The organism is Providencia sp. CIM-Carb-044 (genome assembly GCF_033901115.1).
Taxonomy (GTDB): Bacteria; Pseudomonadota; Gammaproteobacteria; order Enterobacterales; family Enterobacteriaceae; genus Providencia; species Providencia hangzhouensis.
The window spans coordinates 703,067-714,931 of record NZ_JAXADV010000001.1; the positions used below are offsets into that span (position 1 = coordinate 703,067).

At 33.0% G+C, this 11,865-nt stretch carries 15 protein-coding genes; 11 read left to right on the forward strand and 4 right to left on the reverse strand.

What is annotated here, in order from left to right:
* The first annotated feature begins 1,196 nt into the window (after positions 1–1,196).
* From SJ312_RS03200 to SJ312_RS03210, 3 genes are all read left to right on the forward strand, one after another.
* Positions 1,197–2,384, forward strand: a complete 1,188-nt coding sequence (locus SJ312_RS03200; RefSeq protein ID WP_231135955.1) for a NupC/NupG family nucleoside CNT transporter — start codon at positions 1,197–1,199, stop codon at positions 2,382–2,384.
* Between the two features lie 23 nt (positions 2,385–2,407).
* Positions 2,408–3,331, forward strand: coding sequence for a nucleoside hydrolase (locus SJ312_RS03205; protein WP_094961779.1), 924 nt, complete (start codon positions 2,408–2,410; stop codon positions 3,329–3,331).
* 228 nt (positions 3,332–3,559) lie between these two features.
* Entirely contained in the window at positions 3,560–3,700 is a 141-nt protein-coding gene (locus tag SJ312_RS03210; RefSeq protein ID WP_004263953.1) for a hypothetical protein, read from the forward strand.
* An 85-nt stretch (positions 3,701–3,785) separates the two neighbouring features.
* Here the strand turns inward: SJ312_RS03210 and catA are convergent, their stop codons facing one another.
* From catA to SJ312_RS03225, 3 genes are all read right to left on the reverse strand, one after another.
* Positions 3,786–4,427, reverse strand: a complete 642-nt coding sequence (gene catA / locus SJ312_RS03215) for a type A chloramphenicol O-acetyltransferase (protein WP_094961780.1) — start codon at positions 4,425–4,427, stop codon at positions 3,786–3,788.
* A 190-nt stretch (positions 4,428–4,617) separates the two neighbouring features.
* A complete protein-coding gene (locus SJ312_RS03220) occupies positions 4,618–4,860 on the reverse strand; it encodes a helix-turn-helix domain-containing protein (protein ID WP_004263957.1) in 243 nt (80 codons plus the stop codon).
* 324 nt (positions 4,861–5,184) lie between these two features.
* A complete protein-coding gene (locus tag SJ312_RS03225; RefSeq protein WP_094961781.1) occupies positions 5,185–5,880 on the reverse strand; it encodes an aspartate/glutamate racemase family protein in 696 nt (231 codons plus the stop codon).
* A 356-nt stretch (positions 5,881–6,236) separates the two neighbouring features.
* Here SJ312_RS03225 and SJ312_RS03230 point away from each other — a divergent pair, with 356 nt between their 5' ends.
* The 8 genes from SJ312_RS03230 to SJ312_RS03265 all read left to right on the forward strand — a co-directional run bounded on the left by SJ312_RS03230 (position 6,237) and on the right by SJ312_RS03265 (position 11,410).
* Positions 6,237–6,578: a hypothetical protein gene (locus tag SJ312_RS03230; protein WP_175427121.1), complete on the forward strand. Its 342-nt coding sequence runs from the start codon at positions 6,237–6,239 to the stop codon at positions 6,576–6,578.
* Between the two features lie 254 nt (positions 6,579–6,832).
* Positions 6,833–7,021, forward strand: coding sequence for a stationary-phase-induced ribosome-associated protein (sra, locus tag SJ312_RS03235; protein ID WP_004263968.1), 189 nt, complete (start codon positions 6,833–6,835; stop codon positions 7,019–7,021).
* A 221-nt stretch (positions 7,022–7,242) separates the two neighbouring features.
* Positions 7,243–8,022 carry a YaeF family permuted papain-like enzyme gene (locus tag SJ312_RS03240; RefSeq protein ID WP_004263971.1) on the forward strand — a complete coding sequence of 260 codons (780 nt, stop codon included), beginning with the start codon at positions 7,243–7,245 and terminating at the stop codon, positions 8,020–8,022.
* Positions 8,023–8,352: 330 nt separating this feature from the next.
* Positions 8,353–9,282 (forward strand): Gfo/Idh/MocA family protein, encoded by a 930-nt coding sequence (locus tag SJ312_RS03245; RefSeq protein ID WP_094961782.1) that lies wholly within the window; start codon positions 8,353–8,355, stop codon positions 9,280–9,282.
* A gap of 80 nt (positions 9,283–9,362) precedes the next feature.
* The gene (locus tag SJ312_RS03250) at positions 9,363–9,800 is read left to right on the forward strand and encodes a hypothetical protein (protein ID WP_004263976.1); all 438 of its coding nucleotides are present in this window, start codon (positions 9,363–9,365) and stop codon (positions 9,798–9,800) included.
* A 114-nt stretch (positions 9,801–9,914) separates the two neighbouring features.
* Positions 9,915–10,343, forward strand: coding sequence for a universal stress protein (locus SJ312_RS03255; protein ID WP_004263978.1), 429 nt, complete (start codon positions 9,915–9,917; stop codon positions 10,341–10,343).
* A 125-nt stretch (positions 10,344–10,468) separates the two neighbouring features.
* The gene (locus SJ312_RS03260) at positions 10,469–10,804 is read left to right on the forward strand and encodes a hypothetical protein (RefSeq protein WP_004263981.1); all 336 of its coding nucleotides are present in this window, start codon (positions 10,469–10,471) and stop codon (positions 10,802–10,804) included.
* A 168-nt stretch (positions 10,805–10,972) separates the two neighbouring features.
* A complete protein-coding gene (locus SJ312_RS03265) occupies positions 10,973–11,410 on the forward strand; it encodes a universal stress protein (protein ID WP_004263984.1) in 438 nt (145 codons plus the stop codon).
* A gap of 53 nt (positions 11,411–11,463) precedes the next feature.
* Here the strand turns inward: SJ312_RS03265 and SJ312_RS03270 are convergent.
* Positions 11,464–11,865: DUF5339 domain-containing protein (locus SJ312_RS03270; protein WP_319866921.1), on the reverse strand; the 402-nt coding region annotated here is incomplete at its 5' end.

Sequence of the window (11,865 nt, forward strand, 5' to 3'; positions counted from 1 at the left end):
ATGGATAATTGTACATTTGGTTTTTAAATTATTATTGTTTTATGCTTAAAGCCTAATCAGCGAGAGTTATAAAAAGAGGCTCATGATAGCAGAACATGAGGGAAGAGTGATACCAGTTCGGTAAAATAGGTGAAAATTGGTGTCCACCCCACTTTAATAGAGACACACAAACATAGAGTTTTCTAACTGTTGACGATATGCCTCCGGTGGAAGCTGATTTAAACTTTCAAGTGCTCTGATGATATTTTAGCCTGCAATGATGTATCAACCAAAATCACTAAGCATTCGTGTGTTTCTTCATTAATAATATTGAGTGTTTTAACGTATTTACTGCAATATAAATTTTCGTGCATGAAACCCAATGTCCCTTGAGTATTTGAGCTTTTTCATCATGACATCTGCAAGTTTTAGGTCAGAAAATCTAATTATAGCTGCCTTATTCAGATGTGAGTTAACAATACTATTGTTTTTATGCCTAGATACAGAACCAATAAATTTTTCAATTATTACTTTCCATTTTTTAGGGGCTAAAGTATATATTTTTGAGCTAAAATAATATAGCTGTATTGAGTCTTTCTTATTCTTATTTAGTATAAGCAGGGTAGATAAGTAATAAATATTTATCCCACTGGCTATTTTATATTTTTAGTAGTCACTAGAAATTTTAGTAACTTAATAAATTGTTAATCACGGTAAGAATTATATGGGCATTATAAAGCCTATGTTTATAATATTTAGATAGAACATATTCTTCTATTTAAACTTAGCAAGTTTTCCAGTGCAGTGGTAAAGAGAGCGAGATAGAGTGAATGTATAATTGTAGGACCATTAGAAATTAACGCTTAATAACAATAAGATATTGAAAAAATTATAAGATAACTAACGCTCTGAGTTATTTGTGAAAAGAAAAAGCTTTATTTTAAGTATGGCTTGCAAGTGCGACATGATTCACATTTTAAGAATTATATGTTTAAAAATACAAACTATGAGAGTTTATTTGAATTATTATGTTCCTGGGTGTTTGGCGCTTGAACTATAAATATAATTATAAATTGAATGTAAATGCTTAAAATCGTACCTTTTAAGCAAGGTCATATATATTGAAATTAAAAATTATTTTTTTGCTTTTAATTAGTGGGTTAAGGAGACATTAAATCAACTAATCATAATTAAAATCTATTAACATGGTGATATTTATGAAATACCTTATATTCTTTTTTAGTCTAATTTTTGTTTTTCTTATAGCATATTTGCTTAGTTTTAGTAAAAAAAACATAAAACATAAACTTCCATCGATACTAACATTGTTAACATTGGAGATTATTGTCGCGTCTACCATGCTAAATACTACCATTGGGCTTGCTACTCTTGACGGTATAGCATCAGGTATTCATTATATAATTAATTATGCTAATAAGGGGATTGATTTTGTTTTTGGAGATATAAGCAGTAAAACTTCTATGGTTTTTGTTGTTGTAGCTCTTTTACCTTTGATTTTTATTTGCTCTATAATTGGAATATTTAAATATATCGGTGCGCTAGATTTAATTATTAATACTATAGGCTTTCTAATTAACAAAATATCTAAAGTTGGAAAATTAGAGTCTTTTGCCGCTATTAGCGCTGTGATAGTCGGAATGATGCCTGCTTATGTATCAATTAAAGATTACATTCCAAGGTTATCTAAAGCACAGATGTATACTATTGCTGCATGTACTGTCTCAACAGTAGATATTGCATTGCTAGGCGCATATACACAAATGGTTGAGCCACGCTATGTTTTTATTGGTGTTAGTCTCAATTTTTTTAGTACTTTTATTATTGTTTCTATTATTAATCCAAGTGAACCCACAAATATCACAACTTGTCCTTTGGGGGCAAATAAAGGTGAAAGGGGCTCATTTTTTGAGGTGTTGACAGATCACATGCAGGATGCCTTTAAGCTTATTCTTGCAATTGTTCCCATAATTATCGGTTTTGTCGCCTTAATTAGTATGCTGAATGATGTTTTTTTAAATATTTTAGGAATTAGTTTTCAAGGAATTCTTGGTTATATTTTTTCACCTTTAGCTTTCATTTTGGGTAGTTCATGGGATGAAAGTGTTACTTTTGGAACAATTATTGCGACTAAAATTTTATCGAATGAGTTTGTTGCTATGATTGACTATATGAAATTAACAAGCATTACACCACGAACGGATGCAATTATGTCCGTATTTTTAATATCATTTGCAAATTTTGGCTCTATCGGAATGATTATCGGTTGCGTTACAAGTATAAGCCGAGAACATGGAAAAATGATTGCATCAAATAGTTTTAGATTGATTGTTGGCTCAACTTTAGTCAGTTGTTTATCAGCGACTATTGTTGGTATTTTTGTATAACATATAAATCAAGGAGTAATAGAATGAACAAAATAATAATTGATTGTGATCCTGGTGTAGATGATGCTGTGGCTATTTTTTTAGCCTTAGCTTCTCCAGAAATAGAATTAATAGGCATAACCACAGTTGCAGGTAATGTAGAATTAGAAAAGGTTCACAATAATGCACGACAATTACTTGCGTTAGCAAATAGGCAGGATATTCCTCTAGCGAAAGGTTGTGAGCGTCCACTAATGTCCAAAAGTGGGAGTAAAACTCATGTTCATGGTACTGATGGTCTAGCTGGAGTATTGCTTCCCGCATCAGATTATCCAAATTATTCTGGTCACGCCGTAGATTTTATTATTGATACGGTAATGTCAAATCCAGGTGAAATAACATTATGCACAATAGCATCTCTTACTAATATAGCAGTCGCTATCATCAAAGAACCAAAATTAGTTGATAATGTAAAAGACATTGTAGTCATGGGCGGAGCTGCATTTACACAGGGGAATATAACGCCAGCTGCTGAGTTTAATTTTTATGTGGATCCTCATGCTGCTCATATCGTTTTTGATAGTGCACGCCATATTACTATGCTTGGTTTGGATGTAACAAGTAAGGCTGATATAAGGGCTGGTTTGTGCAATCCTTTGGAAAAAGGTGGCCTTATCGCTCAGACTGTTGCAGAAATGTGTCGAAGATATGCAGAGTTTGACCCATTTCTCCATGATCCCTGCGTTATTGCATACCTCATTAAACCTGAAATTTTTTCAGGTATTGACGGTTCAATTACTATCGAATATGAGTCTAATAAATTATTCGGTCATAGTTTTGCTTACACATCTACCTCCATTAATCATGACCCAAAAGCTAAGTATAATGAAGCTAAATGCAAAATTATTACTGACGTTGATACATCGAAATTAATATCTTTAATTACAGAACGTATTATAAATCTTTGAGGTAAAGAGTACCAACTAGAGCCTCGGTTGATAATTATTTAATATAATGGAGCTTACCATAGGTAATGGCCCAGTTTTTTAAGTTATGATTATTCTATGCTTAAATTTTAATCAGTGAGATTTATCAAAAGATGAAAATCTGTTAGGGGATAGTGTCTTCGCTATAGCCTTTATCTTATTGTATAAGCGCCAATGAGAACTTAATGTATAGAAAAATATGGAGGAAACATGCCTGCAACTGATCCTATTGAATTGATTTTTTCTTTACTCGCCAACACCATTAAAATGGTGATTACTCCAACGGAATATCTTATTCAAAGTGACGCTATTGGGGATGCCATTTACATAAGCTTATTGTTTTTGAATTAAAGATGATGAGAGTATCCATTTAACGAGGTTAATTTCCTATAAATGAAGGAAGGCTAGCTTCCTTCATGACTGAGAGTAATCTAGGCTAATGGGTTAATTCGTCACATAGCTTTTGTAAAGTAGTTAAAAACTGACCTACATGGAAGCCATCACAAACTGCATGATGCACTTGTACAGCTAGAGGAAGCCACATTTTATTATTCTCACTATAGTATTTTCCCATAGTGAAAATCGGGGTAAAAACATTAGTAATATCTGCAATATTTAGATTAAAACTGTCGAATGAAACCCAAGGCAAAGATGACACATAGAAGACATTTTCAACTTGCTGTGGCTGAGGGTGCAAATCGAGATTATCTTTATGCAACGTTAATTGCTGGTGGTAGTTCTCCATAAATGTTGTTATTTCTGAAGAATACTTGCACCATAATGAAGAAAAAGTTTCGGTATCTTTGTGGAAGATAGTAAAACTAGGGTGCACTTCATCCCATAAAATTAGTTCATCATTTTTTTTTGCAAACCTAAATTCTTTATAGGTATTAACTACCCGTGATAATAAATAAATCACTGATGGATGAAATTCATAACCATTTGAATCTATATATTTTTTTAGGTTTGTGATATCTATCTTAGTTGTTAAACTAAACCCACAATTTATGGTTTTTTCGTAAATATTGTAATGTTCTCTACGTAACCATGTCTCTATATTAAATTTAGTATAATTCATAATTTTCCCTTCTAATAAGTTAATGTTACTGTTATTAGAAGGGAGGTTTCTCCGCTTTTGATTGGCTCATAGTGATTTCTTATCTCGTGTTGAAGTTATGTTTGTATGTTATCTAGCTTATTTTTGCTTGTCGAGGCCTATACCTTACTCTTTCAATGTAAAACATAATTTGCACGATAGTGAAATATACTTATGTACATGGTTGTGCGTTGACGTAGGTATCAAATAATGTTTTAACATCTACATTCAATGTGTTAGATATTACCATAAGATGTTCAATGAATATGGAAAGACTCCCATCTTCATATTTTATGTATGACTTTTCAGAGATAGATATTAATTCTGCCATTTTTTTTGTCGTAATTTGATGCTCTATACGTTTTTGTTTAATAAATTTGCCCAACACGGCATTACCAACATTATTTTTATTCATAGTGATCCATTGTCAATTCGATAATAAATTTTTTTATTATCTTAGATGAAAATTAATATTCAATGGGTAATAATCTGTAAATTTAAGATGGATGAAGTAAGGTGAATAAGTATAAATGATATTTATAAGATTAGCTCAAGTATAATTAACAACAGGGAAAGATATTATTATACATTATGATCTAAATATGAAGTTTAATGGGTGCAAAATTCTTTTTAATAGTATTAAATGAAATTTTGCACTAGATAATATGTTAATTTTGATACTATTCTTTAACAATGGCTATATTTAACAATAGTTACTAAAGAAAGGATTTAATGTTGGTTAAACAGATAGTGCGACTTCTACTGTTTTTTGAGTATGAATGGCAGTAGTATCAAATATTCCTACGGTCGTATCATTCTGATTAACTAGTAATGTTATCTCGGTACAGCCTAAAATAATACCTTCAGCCCCGTTTTCCACAAGGGATGCCATTATACGCTGATATTCTTTTTTAGATTTGTCATTTATTATCCCTAAACATAGTTCATTATAGATAATATCATGAACTATTTTCCTATCTTGCTGGTTAGGTATTAGTACATCCACGTTAAATTTTTCAATTAATCTTTGCTTATAGAAGGGTTGCTCCATAGTAAAAGCGGTACCTAGGAGTCCAATTTTTTTTATACCTGATTGTATAATGCGTTCACCCGTCGCATCAGCAATATGTAATAAAGGAAGACCTGTTTGAGATTCAATTTGTGGTGCAACTTTATGCATGGTATTTGTGCAAAGAACAAGGAAATCAGCACCTGCAAGCTTTAAACTCTCTCCTGCATCAGCTAAACACTGGCCGGCTAAATCCCATCGCCCGCTAGATTGATATTGTTCTATTTCAGAAAAATCAACGCTATATAAAACAATTTTAGCCGAATGCAGGCCACCTAGTTGTTGTTTGATACCTTCGTTAAGCTGTTGATAGTAAAGTAACGTTGATTCCCAACTCATGCCGCCAATAAGGCCTATTGTTTTCATTTTTTAGTTCCTATTATTGTAATGTTTTCCTTACTATACTGATAGTTTCTAAAAGAACACAATAGTATGAGAAAAATTTTCTAGATGATTAAAAGTAAAAAACAGTTGTAATATTAAACACAACTTAACATTACTTTTTGAAGGGTTTTTATATTTAACATATTTTAAATTAAAAAAGGATAAATATAAGAACATTTACGTTTTAAAGATGGATTTTAATTGATATCTGGTTATCATCGTAAAAAATATTATTTCTATAAAGTTGGTCATATATGGCGAGAATAAAAATGAATTTTTTCAAAGTAATCATTGTGATACTCATTTTTGGTGCTGCATTTTTGTTAGGAGCACTATATATGAAACCAACTCAATTAAGTTTAGTTGAGCAAGTGAAAAAGAATGTTTATGACGTTCTAGCGTACCCACAAGCAGCAAAGTTTAGAAATATTGAATATCATTTTTCTCGTTACACTGCAGATAATGGTAAGGTAGGTTATGTTTGTGGGGAGGTTTATCGATATAAAAATGATAAGCCTGACGGATTTAAGCGTTTTATTGTTAAAGCTTATACTAATGATGAAGGTCGCATGGATATTTCAATTCCATTTATTGATGGAGGACATGAAATATTATTGCCTGAACAGGTTAACCAAATTTGGAAAGATAAATGCTCGAGTCCTGCTTCACCACTAGAGTAGGGAACGACGTATGCTAATATTTTTAACGCACTATGATTTGATTGTTTTATGAAGAGCTGTAACCAGCAAAATGATAACTGATGGAAATTAATAAATAAAACTGGATTATATATTGGTGATTTAGTGCTATACTAAAAGAGTTACATTTTGTTTTGTCATTTTATGAAACAAAAAGCCTTTGTGGTCAACGATGACTATATTTTTTGATGTTCATTTTTTAATGAATTTTAATTTAGTAGTTTAAGGAGTCGATAATGGTTAGTAATAATAATGCACGTCGTTTATTAGGTATGCCTTATAAATTAAGTCGCTCTAAAAAAAACATACGTGTTTCGCTTGGTTCTAAAGATAATACTACAGTTGCAGTACAAAAGAATAAAGCGACAGAAAAGAAGACATATCATTCAGTAACCGTTTTTTACCCAGAATATGTTATTAGTTAATTGAATGTATGTAACCCTCTAGTGTTTACTAGAGGGTTAAATTTAAGTTGTTAAAACTAATTTTCATTAGATTACGTTAGCTCATTTCAATATGCACCACTCATATGAGTAATATTCTAACTCTTCTATTATAGAAATAAACAGTAGTCATAAAATAGATTAAGCGATATTATCTCATTAATTAAAAACTAAAAAGAAAGATGACTATCGGGTGTTATTGAATGAAATTTTATTGTTTCCTGCTATTTTTATTTTGTTTTTCTCTTTCAGGGTGTTCAACTCAATTCAAATCAGATGAAGAAACTAATCGCTTAAATTTTAATATTCAACACGCAAACACGATTCCTATCAAGGATTCTGTTGAGCCGTTGGCGGTTTCTGACATGTTGCCAGGCGATATTCTTTTATCTTCTGCTACAGGGTTAAATTCATGGGGAATTCGGTTATTTAGTATTAGTGGGGTAAGTCACGCATCTATTTACTTGGGGTTGGGGGAAGTAGCTGAGTCTGTTGGAAGTGGCGTTAGGATCATTACATTAGACCAAGCAGTGAGAGACTCTAACAACATGGTAGTGCTGAGGCAAACAGGCTTAACATCATTGCATGCAGAAAAATTACGCGAGTTTTCAGTTCAAAATAATGGAAATAAATATAATTATAAAGGTATTGTGATGATAGCGCCTTGGATGATCACAAAAAGGGTATGTGAGCTTCCATTAATTGGTGAAACGATACGTAATTTTTGCTTAAAAACTTTAGCTAAAGTTCAATTAGGCGATGATATAGACCAAGCTAATGGTTTCTTTTGTTCACAGTTTGTCCTCGATGCTTATAAATATGCAGGTATTCCCTTATTTGAAGGTAACTCATCGTGGATAACACCTGCGGATATATTACATATGCGTACAGGTGATGTGCCAACTTTCATGCCAACCCAGCGTCTAGCGTATGTTGGGCATTTGAAATCATGGAGCTTTAGTAGTGCAATACGCAGAAAATAGTGTGTAATTTTAAACAAAAAAAAGGCCAACATATAAAGTTGGCCTGCTAAACTGGAAGCAATGTGAGCAATGTCGTTTGTGATAAACCTGAGTGATTTACTCAAGTATTCACGAGGTAAAAGATAACCATTCTCATTTAAGAAATCAACCCTTTTTTTTATGTAGTTACTCATTCTCATTCTTCACTTGATTTTGTTTTTTATTTATAAAAAACAAAATGTTGTATATTTATTTCTAATTAAAATTACGTTATTACCCCAAAAAAAATTTTTTAATTGATATTAATGAGATTATTCTTGCTCAGATTAATCATTAATAGGCGTGTTTACGATGCGAAAATTAAAGTTAGGTGTAGTTGGCTTAGGTTCTATTGCACAAAAAGCGTATTTACCGGTTTTAACGAAAGAAGAAAATTGGGAGTTAGTTGGCGCTTTTTCTCCTAATCAATCAAAGGCAAAATTAGTTTGTGATAGTTATCGAATCCCCCTGTTTAGCAATATTGACGCACTAGCACAGCAATGTGATGCTATTTTTGTTCATAGTGCGACGAAAAGCCATTTTGAAGTAATCAAGCGGCTATTAGAGGCAAACGTCCATATCTATGTTGATAAGCCATTGACTGAATTAATTGAACCATCGGAGCAATTAATTGAGTTTGCAGCGCGACGCCAGAAAATGTTAATGGTTGGGTTTAACCGCCGCTTCTCGCCATTTTATTTGGCAGTTAAACAGGATATTAAAAATATCACGTCTATTCGTATGGATAAGCACCGTATGAACAGCGTAGGGCCGAATGACGCTAGATTTACGTTATTAGATGATTATTTGCATGTTGTTGATACTGTAATGTGGATAGCGCAAAAAAATGTAGAATTAATCAGTGGTAGTATTCATAACACAAATGCTGGTGAGCTATTTTATGCAGAGCACCATATGCAAGCTGGCCAAAGTTGGCTAACAACATCGATGCATCGCAAAGCAGGAAGCCAACAAGAGCAACTTATTGTGGTGGCTGAAGACAGTATTCACCAAATAACCAATATGAACCATTGGTGGAACGAAAATGCCATTGGGATTAGCGAGAGAAAACCGGCTAATTGGGATTCGATTTTAGTTCAACGCGGCTTTGATGGTGCAATTCGCCATTTTATTGATTCTGTTTCAAATCAAACTCAACCGTTGGTCAGTGGCGAAGAGGGCTTGAAGGCTCAAAGAATGGTTGAAAAGATGATATCTACAGCGAATACAATCAGTGATTAATTATCTTCTATGTTAAAAGTCATTATCTATTTTATTAAACAGTAAATTTTTAGTATCTCATTACTTTATAGGAACGCGAGATGATACATTTACAAGATAGCTCTGATGTATTGTTTGTTGCAGGATTTGGACCAATAGTTACAGATTATAAAAAAAGTCACTCTTTTTATCTTGAGTTGTTAAAGCTACCTTTAAAACCAATTGAAGAAGGGAGCCAATATTTAACTTGTGAGCAAGAAGGGCTAGAAGGTGTCAAACATTTTGCACTTTGGCCTATAGAGCAAGCCGCTCAATCGTGTTTTGGTCAAGGTGAATGGCCTAAAAACATACCTACCCCGCAAAGCTGGATGGAGTTTGAGGTTTCAGACATTGAAAAAATTACAAAAATTTGCCTTAAAGAAGGTTATGTCTTATTAGTTAATAACCGAATGGAACCTTGGGGGCAAACAGTCACAAGGTTATTAAGTCCTGAAGGTATGTTAGTTGGTTTAACTGTAACGCCATGGCTAAGGGAATAGCTTGTTTTTATTTGTAGTTAGAGATCTCATTTATCTTTGTGGATAAGAGACATTTATTAGTAATTGTTTATAATTTTGTTGTAGAACTTCATTTTAACTATTTTAGGAGGGGTTATGTATAAAACGATTCTGGTCCCTATCGACTTAACAGAAGATGAATTAACCAGTAAAGCAGTCCGTCACGCGGTTAATCTTGCAAAGCAATCCGGTGCTAAAATTCATCTTATTCATGTTTTACCCATTTCTTCAGCAATTATTAATGCGTACGCCTTAGGTTACATGGAAATCAAAGACCGTGCGACGGTGAAAGCGGAAGAAGACATGAAAATGTTAATGGATTCAATTGATTTACCTCATGATGATGTTAGTTATACTATAACGTTTGGTTCCCCGCGAGATGAAGTGATTAATACAGCAAAAGACATTAATGCAGATATTATTGTTATTGGTTCTCGTCGTCCAAATATTACAACTCATCTTTTAGGGTCAACAGCCGCAGGAATAGTGCGCTACGCGGAAACATCAGTACTGGTTGTACGTTAATAGTTAGAGAAGAACCTGCTTATCGGGTGGGTTCTTTGTTATTTGATTATTTATATTGCCAATTTAATTAATTTTAGTACTCAAGTTAATTGATCTTACTTATAACAAGGTGAGTTTGAGTCAATATGGAAAAGTTTTCGCAAGAATTACTGCGTGTTGAACACTTTGTTCTGAGAGTTTTGCGTTTTTATTTACTCGCACTTTTGATTTTTTTTCTTGGCTTATTACCCGGTATAGTTGGTTTTTATTTTATTGAAGGTCACTCAGTTGTTGAGTCAATGCTTAATGCGTTGTCTATGTTGAGTGGACAAGCTATTGAGCCGGCTCCTATTACACGAGGAGGTCGTTTCTTTATTGCTATTTATGGTCTATTTTTACAAAGCGTTTTTATTATCAGTATTGGATTAATCGTAACTCCTTTTATTCATCGCGTTTTGCATAAATGGCATTTAGAAGAATAATTTTTGTTGTAATAGTAAGGGGCTTCACAGCTTTTTTTAGAGTAGTAAGACTATACTTAGAAGAGTAAAAGGACAATATTCACCCGCTACGCCTAATAACCAAGTTGTAAAAATACACAATAATACAGCTTGAATAAAAATGTAAACATAACTAATAAGGGGCATCATATGTATAAAACAATTTTGGTTCCTGTGGATATATCTGAAGATGTACTAACAGATAATGCATTAAAACATGCTATTTATTTAGCAAAAATTTCAGATGCGAAAATTCACTTATTTCACTCAGTTCCGGATGTTTCAAGATTTTCAATGAGCTACAGTTATCATTATGATTTATTGTCCTCATTTGCTAAAAAAGCACTTGAACGTTCAGAAGAACAGTTAAAAGAAATCATTGAAAAAATTGATTATCCATCAGACAAAATCTCTTATAAGGTTGAGTTTGGTTCACCAAGAGACAAAGTTTTATCAGAAGCTGAAGCTATTGATGCTGATCTTATTGTTATCGGCTCACGCAATCCAAGTATTTCAACGCATTTATTAGGTTCAAATGCTTCTGGGATTGTTTCCTATGCTAAGATTTCGGTTCTTGTGGTTAGATAAAATAAAATAGCCTGCTCAGCAGGCTATTTTTTGTCTATTAAAAGCGAACAAATCTAGGGGGTTTTAACTGCTTCTTTGGCTTGCTCAATTGCTTTAAGTGCTTGGCTACAAGCTTGCTCTTGTGCATCATCAGGGTAGCTAGCAAGGGCTTTTTTCGCTTCCTCTAATTGTGACTTCATTAATGCAATTTGTTCACCTGCATTGGCTTCATCTTTATATTGTTCTTCAGCTTGCTTAACCAGGTCGTTCATTTCTTTGAAATAAGTATCACAGGTAGCACCTGCATTTGCATTAAATGCAGTGAAAGCCATTAAAAGGCTAAATGCAATTGGAAGAGTTTTTTTCATCATATTTTCGCTTTTAAAATTCATAATATCGGTAAGCGTCCGGCGAACACATCTTTTATTTGCTAACTGATCACGCATCATAGCGCTCACTGTTGCCAACTGTGAGAC

Excerpts from the sequence above, each read along its gene's own strand:
- SJ312_RS03200 (WP_231135955.1), top strand. The coding sequence starts at position 1,197 with ATGAAATACCTTATATTCTTTTTTAGTCTAATTTTTGTTTTTCTTATA.
- SJ312_RS03205 (WP_094961779.1), top strand. The coding sequence starts at position 2,408 with ATGAACAAAATAATAATTGATTGTGATCCTGGTGTAGATGATGCTGTG.
- SJ312_RS03210 (WP_004263953.1), top strand. The coding sequence starts at position 3,560 with ATGCCTGCAACTGATCCTATTGAATTGATTTTTTCTTTACTCGCCAAC.
- catA (WP_094961780.1), bottom strand. The coding sequence starts at position 4,427 with ATGAATTATACTAAATTTAATATAGAGACATGGTTACGTAGAGAACAT.
- SJ312_RS03220 (WP_004263957.1), bottom strand. The coding sequence starts at position 4,860 with ATGAATAAAAATAATGTTGGTAATGCCGTGTTGGGCAAATTTATTAAA.
- SJ312_RS03225 (WP_094961781.1), bottom strand. The coding sequence starts at position 5,880 with ATGAAAACAATAGGCCTTATTGGCGGCATGAGTTGGGAATCAACGTTA.
- SJ312_RS03230 (WP_175427121.1), top strand. The coding sequence starts at position 6,237 with ATGAAACCAACTCAATTAAGTTTAGTTGAGCAAGTGAAAAAGAATGTT.
- sra (WP_004263968.1), top strand. The coding sequence starts at position 6,833 with ATGGTTAGTAATAATAATGCACGTCGTTTATTAGGTATGCCTTATAAA.
- SJ312_RS03240 (WP_004263971.1), top strand. The coding sequence starts at position 7,243 with ATGAAATTTTATTGTTTCCTGCTATTTTTATTTTGTTTTTCTCTTTCA.
- SJ312_RS03245 (WP_094961782.1), top strand. The coding sequence starts at position 8,353 with ATGCGAAAATTAAAGTTAGGTGTAGTTGGCTTAGGTTCTATTGCACAA.
- SJ312_RS03250 (WP_004263976.1), top strand. The coding sequence starts at position 9,363 with ATGATACATTTACAAGATAGCTCTGATGTATTGTTTGTTGCAGGATTT.
- SJ312_RS03255 (WP_004263978.1), top strand. The coding sequence starts at position 9,915 with ATGTATAAAACGATTCTGGTCCCTATCGACTTAACAGAAGATGAATTA.
- SJ312_RS03260 (WP_004263981.1), top strand. The coding sequence starts at position 10,469 with ATGGAAAAGTTTTCGCAAGAATTACTGCGTGTTGAACACTTTGTTCTG.
- SJ312_RS03265 (WP_004263984.1), top strand. The coding sequence starts at position 10,973 with ATGTATAAAACAATTTTGGTTCCTGTGGATATATCTGAAGATGTACTA.